Source organism: Vitreoscilla massiliensis, from assembly GCF_001457815.1.
GTDB classification, from domain to species: domain Bacteria; phylum Pseudomonadota; class Gammaproteobacteria; order Burkholderiales; family Neisseriaceae; genus Vitreoscilla; species Vitreoscilla massiliensis.
This window is the reverse complement of record NZ_LN898217.1, coordinates 257,162-272,743: the sequence shown is the minus strand read 5'-3', so window position 1 is coordinate 272,743 and position 15,582 is coordinate 257,162. Positions and strand designations below refer to the sequence as shown.

The 15,582-nt window shown below is 52.4% G+C and carries 15 protein-coding genes; all 15 read right to left on the bottom strand.

All coding sequences use genetic code 11. The features are described from left to right. Nucleotides 1–49: 49 nt before the first annotated feature. The 15 genes from BN3003_RS03605 to BN3003_RS03540 all read right to left on the bottom strand — a co-directional run bounded on the left by BN3003_RS03605 (nt 50) and on the right by BN3003_RS03540 (nt 15,031). Nucleotides 50–550 (bottom strand): MaoC/PaaZ C-terminal domain-containing protein, encoded by a 501-nt coding sequence (locus BN3003_RS03605; RefSeq protein WP_058305365.1) that lies wholly within the window; start codon nt 548–550, stop codon nt 50–52. Between the two features lie 149 nt (nt 551–699). Then, nucleotides 700–861 carry a hypothetical protein gene (locus BN3003_RS18750; RefSeq protein WP_159061380.1) on the bottom strand — a complete coding sequence of 54 codons (162 nt, stop codon included), beginning with the start codon at nt 859–861 and terminating at the stop codon, nt 700–702. A 286-nt stretch (nt 862–1,147) separates the two neighbouring features. Next, a complete protein-coding gene (dxs, locus tag BN3003_RS03600; protein ID WP_058305364.1) occupies nt 1,148–3,025 on the bottom strand; it encodes a 1-deoxy-D-xylulose-5-phosphate synthase in 1,878 nt (625 codons plus the stop codon). A gap of 108 nt (nt 3,026–3,133) precedes the next feature. Beyond that, on the bottom strand, nt 3,134–3,604 hold the full coding sequence (gene rlmH / locus BN3003_RS03595) for a 23S rRNA (pseudouridine(1915)-N(3))-methyltransferase RlmH (RefSeq protein ID WP_058305363.1): 471 nt from the start codon (nt 3,602–3,604) through the stop codon (nt 3,134–3,136). 104 nt (nt 3,605–3,708) lie between these two features. Beyond that, nucleotides 3,709–4,023, bottom strand: coding sequence for a hypothetical protein (locus BN3003_RS03590; RefSeq protein WP_058305362.1), 315 nt, complete (start codon nt 4,021–4,023; stop codon nt 3,709–3,711). Between the two features lie 45 nt (nt 4,024–4,068). Then, nucleotides 4,069–4,416, bottom strand: a complete 348-nt coding sequence (locus tag BN3003_RS03585) for a hypothetical protein (RefSeq protein WP_058305361.1) — start codon at nt 4,414–4,416, stop codon at nt 4,069–4,071. A 103-nt stretch (nt 4,417–4,519) separates the two neighbouring features. Then, entirely contained in the window at nt 4,520–4,936 is a 417-nt protein-coding gene (locus BN3003_RS03580; protein WP_058305360.1) for an acyl-CoA thioesterase, read from the bottom strand. A 28-nt stretch (nt 4,937–4,964) separates the two neighbouring features. Then, on the bottom strand, nt 4,965–5,882 hold the full coding sequence (locus BN3003_RS03575; protein WP_058305359.1) for a DMT family transporter: 918 nt from the start codon (nt 5,880–5,882) through the stop codon (nt 4,965–4,967). An 88-nt stretch (nt 5,883–5,970) separates the two neighbouring features. Beyond that, nucleotides 5,971–6,354, bottom strand: a complete 384-nt coding sequence (rsfS, locus tag BN3003_RS03570) for a ribosome silencing factor (protein WP_058305358.1) — start codon at nt 6,352–6,354, stop codon at nt 5,971–5,973. A 22-nt stretch (nt 6,355–6,376) separates the two neighbouring features. Then, nucleotides 6,377–7,000, bottom strand: a complete 624-nt coding sequence (nadD, locus tag BN3003_RS03565; protein ID WP_058305357.1) for a nicotinate-nucleotide adenylyltransferase — start codon at nt 6,998–7,000, stop codon at nt 6,377–6,379. Next, entirely contained in the window at nt 6,997–7,578 is a 582-nt protein-coding gene (locus BN3003_RS03560) for a beta-class carbonic anhydrase (protein ID WP_058305356.1), read from the bottom strand. The genes nadD and BN3003_RS03560 overlap by 4 nt, the downstream gene beginning before the upstream one ends. A 105-nt stretch (nt 7,579–7,683) precedes the next feature. Then, nucleotides 7,684–9,084, bottom strand: a complete 1,401-nt coding sequence (locus BN3003_RS03555) for an efflux transporter outer membrane subunit (RefSeq protein ID WP_199822541.1) — start codon at nt 9,082–9,084, stop codon at nt 7,684–7,686. After that, nucleotides 9,081–10,292, bottom strand: a complete 1,212-nt coding sequence (locus BN3003_RS03550; RefSeq protein WP_058305354.1) for an HlyD family secretion protein — start codon at nt 10,290–10,292, stop codon at nt 9,081–9,083. The genes BN3003_RS03555 and BN3003_RS03550 overlap by 4 nt, the downstream gene beginning before the upstream one ends. 15 nt (nt 10,293–10,307) lie before the next feature. Then, entirely contained in the window at nt 10,308–11,987 is a 1,680-nt protein-coding gene (locus BN3003_RS03545; protein WP_058305353.1) for an MFS transporter, read from the bottom strand. 248 nt (nt 11,988–12,235) lie between these two features. Further along, a complete protein-coding gene (locus tag BN3003_RS03540) occupies nt 12,236–15,031 on the bottom strand; it encodes a hypothetical protein (protein WP_058305352.1) in 2,796 nt (931 codons plus the stop codon). Nucleotides 15,032–15,582 lie beyond the last annotated feature (551 nt).

Below are 15,582 nucleotides of genomic sequence, written 5' to 3'. Positions count from 1 at the left end.
AAAAGCGGCCTGTAAATCGTTTACAGGCCGCTTTTAATGTGGATACCGCTTATTTCAACAATTCTGCAAAACGGGCATTTGGCGCTGCCGGTGCTTCCACTTCGCCCAATACCAACAACTCGTGCTCCACTGAAATGCTTGGTGCAATGATGGTAGACGTACCAGTCACCACTTTTTGGCCATCTTGGTTGGTCACCACGCAATCAAACGTCACGATTTTTTTGTCGTCGCGTTTGCTCGCAACCGTCAATTGCACATCCAAAGTATCGCCCATGTGCACAGGACGTTTGAATTGCAAATCTTGACCCAAGTAAATGGTGCCAGGACCAGGAAAACGCGTGCCCAATACCGCTGAGATCAAGCCAGCGCTGAACATGCCATGCACGATCACACCTTTGAACATCGTTTGTTCGGCATAGTCAGGGTCTAAGTGGGCGGGATTGGTATCGCCGCTGACCGCTGCAAACAACAACACATCTTTGGCCGTCACGGTTTTTTGTAAACCACCGCTTTGACCCACTGCCAATTCATCGTAAGTATAATTCTTCATTGCTTCTCCGTCTTAGTATGACCCAATGCCACGCCGCACTTCCCACCGGAACACCACGGCGCGGGTGCGCCCTATCGTAACAGAGTCTTGCCCAAACGGGTATAGCCCGAGCCCACACACAAAAACACCACTGAAACAGTGGTGAGGGTTTAATCGGCGCTGTGCATCATGTTTTGAATGATGGCATTCAAATCCTGCGCGATTTTCAGTGGGTCTTGCTGATTCCAAGCCTGAGCCACTTGTTGGCTTTGCTCCAATAATGCTGCTGTAGCCATGTCGGTATCAGTGGTCTGTTCCAATGAAGATTCCATGTTGTTCCCCTAACCGTTTTTAAGATGCTTATGAAACCAAATCATAAATGAGATTTTTTAGAGTAACATTCTGAATATCAACTGGTTTTGGCCTATATCAAACTTGTTTCATTCTTATGTTTTTATTTTTCATTTAAAATCAAACACTAACATATAACATGCTATTTTTCATTCAAAATCAGCAGCTTCTGCAAACTGTGGTATTGGTTCCAAAATCAACAGTAGCAATGAAAAACAGCAAACGGATTCAATCAGTTTGCTGTTTTTAAACCATCAAAAAAGTTGATTATGAAATGAATTCGCGGATTGAGGCTTCAATACCGGCGGCGTTCAAGCCCAATTCGGCCAAGATGGCGCTAGGGTCGCCGTGCTCGGTTACCACATCTGCGATGCCGATGTTCAGCACCGGTTTGCAGATTTTCTGACGCGCCATGTATTCCAATACCGCACTGCCCGCCCCGCCTTGTACCGCATTCTCTTCCACGGTAATGATGTAATCATGGCTGGCGGCCAATTCGCTGATTAATGCTTCATCCAAAGGTTTGACGAAACGCATGTCGGCCACGGTTGCATTCAACACAGATGCGGCCTGTAAACTCGGCTGCACCATGCTGCCAAAGGCCAAGATGGCAATTTTCTCGCCTTGCTGACGCACCACGCCTTTGCCCACGGGCACAGTGTGCAAATCCGTGCCCACTTCGGCACCGATGCCACTGCCACGCGGATAACGCACCGCGCTAGGCTGATTCAATTGGTAACACGTCGACAACAACAGGCGGCACTCTTGTTCGTCCGATGGCGCGGCGATGACCATGTTAGGAATGCAGCGCATAAAGCTCAAATCGTAAGCACCGGCATGGGTAGGCCCATCGGCACCAACGATGCCAGCGCGGTCTATGGCAAACATCACCGGCAGGTTTTGTATCGCCACATCGTGCACCAATTGGTCGTAAGCACGTTGCAAGAAAGTCGAGTAAATCGCCACCACCGGCTTCATGCCATCACAAGCGATGCCACCGGCAAAGGTGACGGCATGTTGCTCGGCAATGCCGACATCGAAATAGCGGTCTGGATAGCGTTTTTCAAATTCAACCAAACCCGAACCTTCGCGCATGGCTGGGGTAATGCCGACCAAACGTGCATCGGCAGCGGCTTGGTCACACAACCATTGGCCGAAAATCTGCGTGTAAGTGGGCTTGCTGACTTTGGTGGATTTGATGGGGCCGACTGCTGGGTCCATTTTGCTGATGGCATGAAAACCGACAGGATCGTTTTCGGCCAATTTATAACCATTGCCTTTTTTGGTGACGATGTGCAGCAATTGTGGGCCGCTTTGACTGCGCAATTGCTTCAGTGTTTTCACCAACAAGGCCACATCATGGCCATCAATTGGGCCAGTGTAATCAAAGCCAAATTTTTCAAACAAAGACACATGCGGGTCTAAAGGCGAGCCGTCGACCGCTTCTTTGATTTTGCTTTCGACTTTTTTGGCCACGTCCATCATGCCGGGGACTTTGTTGAGCATTTTTTCAGATTTGGACTTGGCCGATTTCACCAAGCCTTTGAAATCGCGCATCACCGATTGCGCCAAGTATTTGGGCAAAGCGCCGACATTGGGTGAAATCGACATTTCATTGTCGTTCAATATTACCAATAAGTTGGTATTGGGCATGTCGCCGGCATTGTTCAAGGCTTCAAATGCCTGACCAGCCGTCATCGCACCATCACCGATAATCGCCACATGGCGATTGGGTTTGCCTTGCAATTGGTCGGCCACTTGCATGCCCAAAGCCGCACCTATCGAGGTAGACGAATGACCAACACCAAACGCATCGTATTCCGATTCGCAGCGTTTGGGGAAACCGGCCAAACCATGTTGTTGGCGCATCGTGCCCATGCGACTCTTGCGGCCAGTGAGGATTTTGTGTGGATAGCTTTGGTGACCCACATCCCACACCAAATGGTCATCCGGCGTGTTATAGACATAATGCAAGGCCACGGTCAATTCCACCGCACCCAAATTACTGGCGAAATGGCCACCTGTTGCGCACACCGATTGCAATAAAAACTCGCGCAATTCATCCGCCACTTGCGGCAAATCGGCTTCCGCCACTTGGCGCAAATCAGCAGGAAATTCAATCTGGTCTAATAGAGGTGTGGTCATATTTTTGGTATCGTAAGGTGCTAAGACTTGGGTTCATTTTAGCCGATTCGGCTACACTTGTCGGAATTGATTCGGCCGGTTCACATAAATTCACGCGTTTTTCACCGCTTATTCGCGATGATACGGGTGGTTGTGCAAGATGGACACGGCACGATACAACTGCTCGGTGAGCAATACGCGTACCATCCCATGCGGCATGGTCAGACTAGAGAGGCGCATCATCAAACGCGCTTGTTGTTTGACCTTATCGGTCATTCCATCGGCGCCACCAATCACGAAACACACATCTTGCCCTTCTTGTAACCAGCGTCCCATGTGTTCGGACAATTGCACCGACGTCGGCGCTTGGCCACGCTCATCCAACACCACCACAAAACTGCCTGGCGGTATCGCCGCCAAGATGCGTGCTTCTTCGGCCAACATGCCTTGCTCGGCATTGACACCGGCACCACGTTTTTCTGGCTTCAGTTCTTTGATGCTGAAATGGATTTCGCGGCCAAAGCGTTTGGCATACTCCTCGGTCGCTTCGCTGACCCAACGCGGCATTTTGTTTCCTACCGCCAAGACTGTGATGTTCATTGATTGTGCATTTCTGAGGCAATGGGTGATTATAGCGGATTGTGTCGCTTTAGGTGTAAGTGCGCAAAACAAGGCTTAAGCGGCCTGTAAACCATCATATGCCCTTACATCAACCACAAACACAGCAACAGCGCCGTATGGCACAACCATGCCCAAGCAGGCTGACCAGCAGCATTGAGCAGCAGCGCCCGCATGGACAACAGCCAACCACACCCCACTGCAAACCACGTGATCATCAGCAACACCAAAGCCGTGAGATTATGAATGCCATACGCCACATACGCATACTCGCGCCAGACATAACACACCACCGCCACCAGCGCACATGCCCAAGCCAGTTGCGACAAAGTTCGGTTGCCGCGAGCGCGCTTGACCGTCGGTTTTAATACCGTGCTGCGATAAGGATAGTTGTCCTTCATATGCACCCTTTTGGCTCCACATGCATTCATGGGTTTACAGGCCGCTTAAACCGCCTCACCGAGCCACCATACCCAGCCCAGCAAAGCCAACAGTAATAGGCTGCTTAACCCCAAACCCACCACACCTTGACGCTTGTTCACACCAATTTGGAAACACGTCATCAAGCCCAATAAAGTGCCGATAAAAGCCAAACACACACTGAGCAACCCCAACCACGACCCATCCACCCGCAGCCGCTCAGCCAACAGGCCAAACCAAGACAGCACCCACAGCAATACACTCAACCAAGCCACACCACCACACAGCAATGCCGCCAGACCTATGCGGCTGCGCGGCAGTGTTGACACTGGTTCGGCCAGCACCGAGCTTTGGTATGGATTGGGTGTTGCCATGAGCTACTCCTTAAGCCATTTTGCTTGCCCAGCAGCGCAACCATAAGTGCACCGTGTTGCGATACACTGCGTGTGTTGCCACGGATTTGCTGACCCGCGCCGATTACGATACCGTCTCTTGCACCGCATAAGCGGCCTGAAACTCAGCCGGCATGCGTTTGGGGCGGCCTGTAGACAATTGCACGCACACCCAATCGGTGTGGCCGCGAAACACCTCTTTGCCATCCGACACCCGCACAAAACGGTATTGACGGCGCAAGCGCAAACCATCGTTGTGACTCAACCATGTTTGCACACTCAACACATCTGCGGCAAAACAGGCCGCTAAGTAAGTGAGCACATGCTCACGCGCCACCATCGCACAGTCCAATTGCTGATAACGCACCAAGCCCAAGCCTAACTCAGCCGAATGCGCCCACGCCACATCCTCGGCCCAATGCAAATACTGCACATTGTTGACATGGCCCAAGCCATCGCAATGCGCCGGCAAAACCGTGATGTGTTGTTCAAATACCGCCATATCTTGCTCCTATCGTGTTACAGGCCGCTTATGTAGTGCGCTGTTTGCCCAACACACTCGCCAACACCAAACCGATGACGATGATGGCGCCGCCTATCCAATGGTAGGCTTTTAAGCCCTCACCCAAGATGAGGTAACTCAATATCGCCGCAAACACCGGCATGGTGTACAAAGACAGCGAGGCCTTGGCCGCACCAATGTGGGCGATGCCATAATTCCAAGCCAGATACGACAGCACCGACACCAACACGCCGATGTAGGCAAACGTCAACACATTGCCTTGGTTCATCGCTGGCAAACCATCGCGGCTCACTTCCAGCACAAACAGCGGTGTCATGATGAACAACGCCGTCCACATCAACAGATTCAACATAGACATTGCCGACAAACCCATGCGGCTGCCCCACGGCATAAACAACACCAAATACACTGCCCAAGCGAGTACGCCGATGAGCATCATCAAGTCGCCACGGTTAAAGCTCAAAGACACCAACACCTGCCATTGCCCCGCGCTGATCAGATACAGCAAACCCGTCGCCGCAATCAACAGGCCCAGCCACGCTGCCGGTTTCGGCCATTGCTTTAAAATCAGCCCAGATGTAATAAAAGTCGCCAACGGAATGCAGGTATTGAGCAGCGAGATATTAATCGCAGTGGTGTAATGCGCGGCGGCATACAATAAGGTGTTGTACACCACCATGCCACAAGAGGCCAACACCGCCATGCGCCACAACACCGCCGGCTGTCCCCACACTTTGCGCTGCTGCCAAATTTCGCGCCCACAAAACGGCAACAACACCAAAGCGCCGATGAGCCAACGCAAATAATTCATGCTCAAAGGCTGCATGTCGCTGCCACCGGCGTGGCGCGCAATCAAGGCATTGCCCGCCCAAATCACATTGGTCAACAGCAAACATGCCACGGCGCTGCTGGTTTTTGAATTCATCTGATTCCCCATCTTGCTGGCGTGTGCCATAAAAAAGCGGCCTGTAACTTACAGGCCGCTGCTATTGATGCTCGGTGGTAACGGCAGCTTAGTCAGCTGCGTGCCAAGGTTTGGCGTGACCCGAATGGAACGATGGCTTTTCACCGCCCCACAAGGCTTCAATGTCGTAATAATCGCGTACGGCTGGCAACATCACGTGCACCACCACATCGCCGGCATCGACCAAAGCCCATTCGCCACTGTCTGTGCCTTCGGTGCTGATGATTTCAAAACCTTGTTCTTTCAAATCCACAGCCACATTGTTGACCAAGGCTTTCACTTGGCGATTGCTGTCGCCACTGGCGACGATCATGCGTTGGAACAACGAGGTTTTGGCGCTCACGTCCAAAACCACAATGTCTTTGCCTTTCACGTCTTCCAAGGCATTCACGGCCACATCGACCATTTTTTGTAAATCTACGGTATCTGTCATATTCTAAAACTCATAAAAGCGGTTAACGGTATAAACCATGGGTGCTAATGTAGTCGCGCACTGGTTTAGGGACCCATGCGTCAATCGGTGTGCCCGCCTTGACCGCATTGCGTATCTGGGTGGAACTGATGTCCTCAGGCTGCCATTGTAACAAACGTAGCTGTCCTCTGCTTGCACTTGTTGCTTGACTTAAGCCTTGTGCCACCAAAGCACGCATTTCGGGGGCAACTTGTTGGATTTTTTCATCATTACGCGCCGCCACCGCCACATTGGCGAGCTTGAATATGTCTTGATAACGATGCCAAGTGTGTAGGCCGAGCAAGGAGTCCATGCCCATTAACCACCACATCTCAGCATTGGGGTAATACTGTCGCAAAATTTGCAGCGTATCGACGGTGTAAGTCGCGCCTTCGCGCACCATGTCGATGTCGCTGGCAGCGAAACGGTCATCATTCGCAATGGCCGCTTCCACCATGGCCAAACGTTTGACGGCCGCAGTGCGCGTGGCAGTGGTTTTGTGATACGGGTCGCCTGCGGGGATGAACACCACTTGATCCAGTGCCAATTCGTCCGCAAACGCCGCTGCCATGCTCAAATGACCGTTGTGTATCGGGTCAAACGTACCGCCAAACAAGCCTAATTTCATTTAATGTCATCCGAAACATTGTCATAGCCATTCACAACCATGTCCAATTTGCCTGTGGTTGGATGAATGACCAAACCGTGTACTGGGATGGATTTTGGCATCAATGGGTGGTTGCGTATCATGTTCACTGAGTGACGCACGCTTTGACCCACGTCTTCAAAACCGGTCAACCAACCGTCCAAATCGATGGCGGCATTGCGCAAGGTTTCGATGCTGGTGGCAGAAATGCCCGCCGCTTCGGCTTGTTCCAACACGTGTTTCGAACTCAAGCCACGCATACCGCAATCGTAATGCGCCACCACCATGATTTCTTTGCAGCGCAATTCAAACACCGCCACCAACAACGAACGCATCACCGAACCCCAAGGATGGGTCACCAAGGCGCCGGCGTTTTTAATCATTTTGGCATCGCCGTTTTTCAAGCCCAAGGCTTGGTTCAGCAATTCAATGATGCGCGCATCCATGCAAGACAAAATGGCCAAACCGCGGTTTGGGAATTTATCGCTGAAAAATTGTACGTATTCGCCCGCTTCGACGAACTCTTGATTGTGATCCAAAATTTCTGATAATAAAGTCATGGTTCTTACTCTGATGATTAAGTGATGATTTTTGTAGGCGGTTATGCTACCACAAGCGGCCTGTAAGCGTTCACTGGGTAACACTCTAAAACTGAGGATTTCACTCTAGTTAACATTTTTTGACCCCGTCCAACCTCCGCCCAAAGCTTGGTACAAAGCCACTTGGCTCAACAACACCTCACTGTTGACCTGAATTTCCTGTACTTGCAATTGGTACAAGGCCCGCTGCGCATCCAAGACTTCCAAATACGGCGCATAGCCGGCGTGGTAGCGGTTATTGGCGTGTTGCAAGGCCGAGCTGACCGCGCGCACTTGCTCATGCAGCGCCGCCAGTTGCGCCCGCAATGCTTGTTCGGCCACCAATTGGTCTTCCACCTCTTGCAAGGCTTTGAGCACGCTGGCGCGGTATTGCCATGCGGCCTCATCGCGCGCCGAGGTCGCTTGTTCAAATTGCGCCGTCAAACGGCCGCCTTGAAACAGCGGTGCCAACACGCTGCCGCCGAGCGACCAAATGCTGACAGGGTCGATGTGCAAGGCCGACGACAATAACACGCCGCTGTTGGCACTCAATTGCAGCGTAGGCAAAAACTGCGCCCGACTGGACTTTAATTGCTCATCTGTTGCCGCCAAGGCATAGGCTGCCGCGGCAATGTCAGGCCGCTGATTCAGCACCGTCGCTGGCATGCTCACTGGCACTGCCGGCAAACGCAACGCTTGCAAACTGGTGGCGGTGGGCAAGGCTTGTGGCACCGTGCCGATTAAGGTACTGAGCGCGTGTTGGCTTTGCGCAATCGCTTTTTGATTCACCGGAATTTGCTGTTGGGTGGCCGCGTATTCGGCCTGTGCTTGATTCAATTCCAATTGCGAACTGTAACCCACGCGCGCCTTGTCTTGGGCGATTTTTAGCGCTTGTGCACGCGCATGCAAAGTGTTTTGCAACAATTGTTTTTGCGCCTGCAAGGCCGCCAATTGCACATACAAACGCACCACCGCCGTGCTCACGCTCAGCCGTGTTGCACCTTGCTGCGCCTCGGCCGCAGCGGTTTGCCATTTTTTCGCTTGCCATGCGTGGCGGTTTTTGCCAAACACATCCACTTCATAACTGGCTTGGAACACCGGTTGTGCTGAGGCCGATTCGGTCGGCACGCCAAACGCATTGACACTGCGCCCAGTGCTGCCACTGCCGCCCACCGACAAGCTCGGCATTAACACGCTGCGGTTGATCGCCTCTTGCGCCAGCGCCGCCTGCACCCGCGCCGCGGCGATGTTGACATCGCTGTTATAGCGCAAGGCCAGTTCCAAGTATTGGTTTAATTGCGCATCGCCCAATTGTGCCCACCACACTTGTGGCTCGGCCAAAGTCACGCCCAAATCCGCATGTGAGTTAGAAGCGGCCTGTAACCATTGTGCGGGTGGATTTAAGGCCGCATCGGCAGGTTGCGGCGGCAATTTGGGCACGCACGCGCTCAAACTCACGGCCGCCACTGCAGCCAACACGCGCCTCACGGTTTGCTCCCAGTATCAACGCTGGCTTCCACCGACATCCCCGGTGACAAACGTGCCGCCAAGTCTTGTTTGGCATCAATTTGAATGCGCACGGCGATGCGCTGCGCCACTTTGACGAAATTGCCGGTGGCATTGTCAGGACGGATGACGCTGAATTCACTGCCGGCCGCCGGCGCGATGCGCTCTACTTTGCCAGTCAATTCGGCCCCACCTAAGGCATCCACGCGCACTTTGGCGGTTTGGCCGACACGGATATTGGCGGTTTGGGTTTCTTTGAAATTCGCCACCACCCACACATGATTGGGCACCAAATACATCAACTGTGTACCGGCATTGACCAACTGCCCTTGCTTAACGCTGATTTCGCTCAAACGCCCATTTTGTGGGGCTTTGATGGTGGTATTGCTCAAATCAATTTGTGCCAATTGCACTTGCGCTTGCGCTTGCGCCACAGCGGCCTGTAAGCCTTGTTTGCCAACATGGGTGGATTTCACCCCTTGTTCGGCCACCGCTTTTTGCGCCCGCGCCTCGGCCACCGCCGCTTGTGCTTGTTGCAAAGCCGCGCGCGCTTGGTCGCCCTCACGCGGCGACAGCGAGCCCAAACCCACCAATTCTTGCACCCGCGCCATATCGGCTTGGGCTTTTTTCAGCATCGCTTCGGCATTGGCAATGCTGGCATTGCGCGCAATCACGGTAGATTGATTCGAGGTCAGGCTTTGTTGGTTGTTGTTCAAATTCGATTCCGCCGCCAACACTTGCGCCTGTGCTTGGTCGACTTTTTGCTGGTAAATGCGTTGGTCTATCTGCACCAACGGCGTGCCAGCGCTGACGTTTTCAAAGTCTTGCACATACACTTTGGTGACATAGCCCGTCACTTGCGGGCTGATGACAGTGGTCTGGCCGCGCACATAGGCATTGTCTGTGCTCACCACCGCGCTTTGAAACGGCGGCAGCTTCCAAGCGTACAACACCAAGGAAATGGCGACCAAACCAATGGCGATGATGACGGCGTTTTTCAAACGGGTTTTTTTCGGTGGGTGCCAATTGTCGGCCACCGACACTGTGGTCTTGCTTTTGCCGCCATCGGCTGGCACGGCGGTTTGGGCAGCGCCATCAGATTTGGCTGCAACGTCTGCTGCTGGTTTGGTCGGCGCTGTGTCTGCGTTTACAGGCCGCTGTGCTTCATTGTTGTTTGATGATTCTGACATCTTGTGCTCCAAAAATTATTTCTTGGCTTTTTTTCTGGCCAATTCGGCCAATACCGGTGCCATGTGGCTGGTGCCGTGGTATTTGTAATACGCCCATTCCGCGCTCACAAACAAAAAACCACAGGTCGCGCCCAAGCCCAATAACCAAAAGGTGTCGTTGTAGGCCAACACGGTCGCCTGTTGCTGCGCTTGTGCCACGATGCAGGCTACGCCTTGGGTTTGGCGCAGTGAGCCATCGCCGATGATGCCTTGGTATTGCGCTGCATACGCTTGTATCCGCGCCGCCACCGTGGGGTCGGTACTGGACAATTGCTCACCAAAGCGGGTCAAATGCTCTTTGGTGCGTATGGTGAGAAAAGCCGATAAGGCCGCGGAACCCAATAGACCCCCTATGGTTTGTGACAGGCCAAACAAGGCGATAAAGGTAATGATGTGGGACGGGCTTTTGGAAAACGCACGCAACATCCCTTCTATCATCAACGGCCCGACAAAACACACACTGGCCATGGCGATAAGAAACTGGCTGACATAGGTTTGGCTGGGTCGGGTCAAGCTGTTGGCACCGACATCCAAAAATGCACCGACGGCGATGCAGAAAAACGCCAACATCACCGGTGGTTTCAGATTTTGCGGCTCCATCAACCACAAAGTCACCGCCAAACCGGTCAACGCGCCTGCGGTCAAGACCCAGTAATACGGCACCATTTGCGTGTTGCCCATGCCCAAGGCAGTGAGCAAACCGGCCGAACCGACGTTTTGTTCCGACATCACCATGCGCAAGAATGCCGCGGTCACACCCAACCACAACAATTCCTTGCTGCGCAGCCAATCGAGTTTAATCATCGGCTCTTTGCGATTAGACTCCATCAATAAGGTGATGCCCAAACCAATCAAGGCCACCAACAGCAATTGTCCCAATTCGATTTTGTCCCACCACACGATGCGGCCTTGCACGAAAAACGCACACAGCGCCGCCACCCCGCAAGCAAAACACAGCAGGGAAATCAAATCGGTTTTGCTGATGGCTTTTTGGGTGTAGCCATGTGGTAGCGGCAATAAAGACACCAAGACCAACACGTTCAAGGACATGCCCAATTGCAGCCAAAACACCGCTTGGATATTGCCATCGTCCATCAAAGCCGGGGCGATGGCGCGTGCAAACGGCAGCGCCACTTGCGACAAGCTGATGGAACAGGCAATGCCTTTGAGCCGCCATTTCACCGGCATGGCTTGGATGAAATAGAACAAGGCCAAGGCATTCATGCCGCTGGCGGCCAAGCCACTGATGCCGCGCGACAACAACTCGCTGTGGTAGCTGTGGGTGGTGACTTGGATGAGGTTGCACAAGACCAAGGCAAAGATGATGGCACGGATAAAACGCGCCAAACCGAATTGCTGCCGACACTTGAATAACAACATGCTCATGCAGGCATTGACCATATTGTAAGCCACCAAAATCCAGCCGCCTTCCACCGGTGTCAAGCCCAATGAGCCTTGTAATTGCGGCAACACGGCGGTAAGCAAACCGTTTTGCATGCCGCCAGTGATGGCTAAGACGATGCCGACCAAAGCGTAAAACACTTTGCGTCGGGTGGGGTGATCCGGCACCCCCGGAGAGCCTATCATGGCCGGTTGTTCGTGACTTTTAAACGTATACGTCACGGGTGGCGTTTGCCACAGTTTCTTGATTTTCATGGTGTACGATACTGACTGGGTGCCGTCTTTGCGACTGCGGTCGCGAGAACATGGCAAGATACTTAAATGAATTACCCCTGTGAAACCCCGAAGCAGGGTGCAGGTGGCATACGGTGATGGCTCATCGTGATGACCGTGTTTCAGACAGAGACAACCGTTACCGATTCTACTCCTATTTTGATTTAAGCGCCTAGAGCCCAAAAATGCGGCCTGTAACTGTTTACAGGCCGCATTTTGAATCAGGTAAATTAAGAACTGGCTGAAACTGCCGTTTCTTTGGCAGTTTGCGGCAACCAATATTGCTTGATGTGTTGCACCGCTCGCACCCACACCACATAGCGGCCAGCGTCTTTCCAATCGGCATCGGCCAAATCCACGCCTGCGGGCAAAATGTGTTGCCTGAAATCGGCCAAAATCATGTCCAATTGCTTGTGCATGTATTTCAAAGCCGGCATGTTTTGACCATCGCGCAGTGCACGGTTGCGAAGTAGCACTTTTCTGACCAGCGTCAAAGGAATGCGCTCGACCAATTCGGCCAAATGATTGGCAGCAATGCTGATGTCGGACTCGCCATCGGCCAAATTGAGGTTGTAGTGGTCTTTGCAAAAATACAAATGGTTGAACACTTGCGCCAACAGCAATTGCTGGCGGATCAAATCGCGGTTGCGCGCTTCGGCCACAAAGAGCGCCTCACGCAATACCGGAATCTCACCATCGACATGCCAATACCACAGCGATTTGTCTTCCTGTGTGCAGCTGCGGTAAGCGGCGCTGAGCGCGGCATGGCCATACCATTCGGGCAAATAACATGTGCTGGTCAACAGAATTTCGATGCGCTCGGCGCAAGTGCTGAGCCGCCCTTGCACCGGTGCAGGTGAACGCTGCGTCGCCGCCTCTAGCAATTGTGTCACTGCCTCGCTGGTTTCTAAGGCGGCAGGATACAACACCGTCACGCACGCTTGCTGGGCACTGAATTCGGACAAGACCTTGCCCAAAGGCTGGATATTGCGCTGGTACAAACGGCTTAAGGTATCGGTGGCATGTTTGCACAATTGCTGCCATTGCATGTTGCTCAATATGGCCACGCGTTTGGCAAATGCGGCCTGTAAAAATGCTGGCGTGCACTGTTCTTGTATCAATTGACGGCTGCAATCTTGAGCGATGCGCGCGGTCAGACTTTGCCATTGCCCTTGTTGCAACCACAATTGCCATTGCTCAAACGTGGCGAAATTGCCCAAACGGCGCATCCATGTGCTGGTGACTTCGTGTAACCATGTTGGGGCTTGGGTCTGCCATGTTTGCAGCAAGTCTTGCAACATGCTCGCGTCTGGTTGCAACAGGTATTGGTGGCTGTTTTCCACCCCCACTTGTTGCAGCCATTGCTGTTGTTGTTCTACCCAAGTGCCGTGTGCCAATTGCTGTTGCTTGGTAGCGGCTTTTTGCCACATGGCGGTGATGTGTTGCAAGCTGGCTTGGATGTGTTGGTATTCGGGCAACAGGCTTTGTATGAAATACAACGCAAACGACACCGCCTTGTACTCGCATTGCCAGGTAAACCATTCCACCAACAATTGGTTCATGAAATTCAAATGGTATTCTTGTTGCAACTTGGCGCGGTCGCGTTTGGGCGCAGCCTCCCACGACTGCATGATGGTGTGCCAATGTTTGCGGCGCTCGTCTATCGCTTGCACCAAGCGCCGTTGCTCGATTTCGTAATGTTCTTGTAATTGGCGGTAATGGCTGTGGATGTCGGCAAAATGGTTGAGCAACACCGCCACGCTCACCTTGCCACTCAGGCATTGCGACCACATCGTGTGCTCCACTTTCAACATGTGTTGCGCCACCCAATTTTCCATGCGCGTTTGCGACAACGAGTAATACAGCTCCGCACCCATGCCGCGAAAGTGTTTTTCATACACTTTTTGAAAATTGGCGTGCAGATTGCGCATTTGCTCGTCCCAAGCACCGTCGTGTGGCCGCGCTTGTTGGATGAAAAAATCACCGCGCTTTTGCCATTCTTTAACGATGGGTTCGGGCGCCGGCGTGTTGCCGTCGCCGCTGGCCACATTCAGCAATAAGGCTTGCTCATCCAAAGCCCAAGCCTGTGCCACCACATCCAATGTCGCTGTTGGGGCTTGGTGTTCGGCATCGGCCAAGGCTTGCAGTAAATGTGCTTGCACATGTTGTTGCAAAGCCAAATGCAAGCGCCCCATGTTCAATTGCAGCGACACTTGCATGGAAGACACCATGCGCGGCAAACGCGGCTCTTTGGGTTTGCTGTGGCGCTTGTTCTGCTCGTCTTGCCATGCGGCCTGTAACGGGTGCTCACTGCTTTTGGGCGCAATCAAGGCCTGCACATGGGCCAATAGCTGATAGTAATCGGTGCTGATTTCGGGGTATTGCGGCAAGCCATGCACATGGGCACTATCCCACAATGGCTGTGACAACACATACGCTTGCTTGGTGTGCAAATCGCTGGGCTGCCAAGTGCGTTGCCCCAAGGCATTCAATTCCGCCATCAAGGCACCAGCACGAGCCTTGAGCAACACATCTTCGTGTTCGGGATGTGGCATCAACAACACCAAATGGCAACTGACTTGCGGATAGCGCTGGCGAATTTGGTACAGGCAATCCACATACAGACTGCTGGCCAAATGGTCGCCGGCATCAATGAGCAACATGAATTGCACCAACGTATTTACAGGCCGCTTAGCAATGACCTCGTCGCAAGCCGACCACAGCAAGGCTTGGTGTTGCCAAAAATACCAACGCGCCACCCGTCTCGAGGTCGCGCACACGGTTGGAGTGAATAAGGGGATGTTCATGCCGCGTTCACGCGCATTCGCTTGCAAAGCGGCGCCGTCAAACGCGGGAAAGTCAATGTGAGTATAAAGATGATTCGGATGCGAAGTGGCAGCGTCGTGCGGGTGTGGACTGTTCAGCCAAATGGTGTGGCTGTCGCTTAAGGTGTGCGCCGTGGCCATGGTGGCTTGGTTGGGTTCTGCCAAACCGCCTAAACCCAATATCAGCTTGAGTGTGTTCATGTTTGCCTTATCCACTTCTCTTCATCAACGTTGATTTCACCCTTCTTCGCTATGGTACAGGCCGCTGTTGGCAAAACCTGTCTTGATTGATGTTGGCCAGCCATTTTGCGATGCCCACAAAATCAACTCGCGTTGCAACTGTGTTGTTACTGCCATGGTGTCGAAGGACTGCTGGTCTGACCCTTGCATCATTGCCGATGAAAGCCATCATGGTGGGTCTTGTCGTAGTTGGTGCTGCTTGTATTTTTGCTGAACTGTGATTCATTTAGCCACTTAGCATACTGCAAATTTTGGCTCTATTTGTAAAAAATTGTATTGAACTGCTCTAACTTTACAATTGTGTTTTGGTGAAATGAAACAGCTTAGCGCAGCCCTACATGCTCTTAGCCACTTTATAAAGTTTTTTTCAATTTTGTTTGACCATGCGCAAATATTTTATGCAATTTAAGTTTCCATTTGTCATTAATAATCTATATTTTACTTAACAAGACTTTGTTTTATAGAAACTAAATAATTATTCTAATGGTTGCTTATTTTTTTAAGCCCCACTA

Excerpts from the sequence above, each read along its gene's own strand:
- BN3003_RS03550 (WP_058305354.1), bottom strand. The coding sequence starts at position 10,292 with ATGTCAGAATCATCAAACAACAATGAAGCACAGCGGCCTGTAAACGCA.
- BN3003_RS03585 (WP_058305361.1), bottom strand. The coding sequence starts at position 4,416 with ATGGCAACACCCAATCCATACCAAAGCTCGGTGCTGGCCGAACCAGTG.
- nadD (WP_058305357.1), bottom strand. The coding sequence starts at position 7,000 with ATGAAATTAGGCTTGTTTGGCGGTACGTTTGACCCGATACACAACGGT.
- BN3003_RS03540 (WP_058305352.1), bottom strand. The coding sequence starts at position 15,031 with ATGAACACACTCAAGCTGATATTGGGTTTAGGCGGTTTGGCAGAACCC.
- BN3003_RS03545 (WP_058305353.1), bottom strand. The coding sequence starts at position 11,987 with ATGAAAATCAAGAAACTGTGGCAAACGCCACCCGTGACGTATACGTTT.
- BN3003_RS03605 (WP_058305365.1), bottom strand. The coding sequence starts at position 550 with ATGAAGAATTATACTTACGATGAATTGGCAGTGGGTCAAAGCGGTGGT.
- BN3003_RS03575 (WP_058305359.1), bottom strand. The coding sequence starts at position 5,882 with ATGAATTCAAAAACCAGCAGCGCCGTGGCATGTTTGCTGTTGACCAAT.
- rsfS (WP_058305358.1), bottom strand. The coding sequence starts at position 6,354 with ATGACAGATACCGTAGATTTACAAAAAATGGTCGATGTGGCCGTGAAT.
- rlmH (WP_058305363.1), bottom strand. The coding sequence starts at position 3,604 with ATGAACATCACAGTCTTGGCGGTAGGAAACAAAATGCCGCGTTGGGTC.
- BN3003_RS03580 (WP_058305360.1), bottom strand. The coding sequence starts at position 4,936 with ATGGCGGTATTTGAACAACACATCACGGTTTTGCCGGCGCATTGCGAT.
- BN3003_RS18750 (WP_159061380.1), bottom strand. The coding sequence starts at position 861 with ATGGAATCTTCATTGGAACAGACCACTGATACCGACATGGCTACAGCA.
- BN3003_RS03590 (WP_058305362.1), bottom strand. The coding sequence starts at position 4,023 with ATGAAGGACAACTATCCTTATCGCAGCACGGTATTAAAACCGACGGTC.
- BN3003_RS03560 (WP_058305356.1), bottom strand. The coding sequence starts at position 7,578 with ATGACTTTATTATCAGAAATTTTGGATCACAATCAAGAGTTCGTCGAA.
- dxs (WP_058305364.1), bottom strand. The coding sequence starts at position 3,025 with ATGACCACACCTCTATTAGACCAGATTGAATTTCCTGCTGATTTGCGC.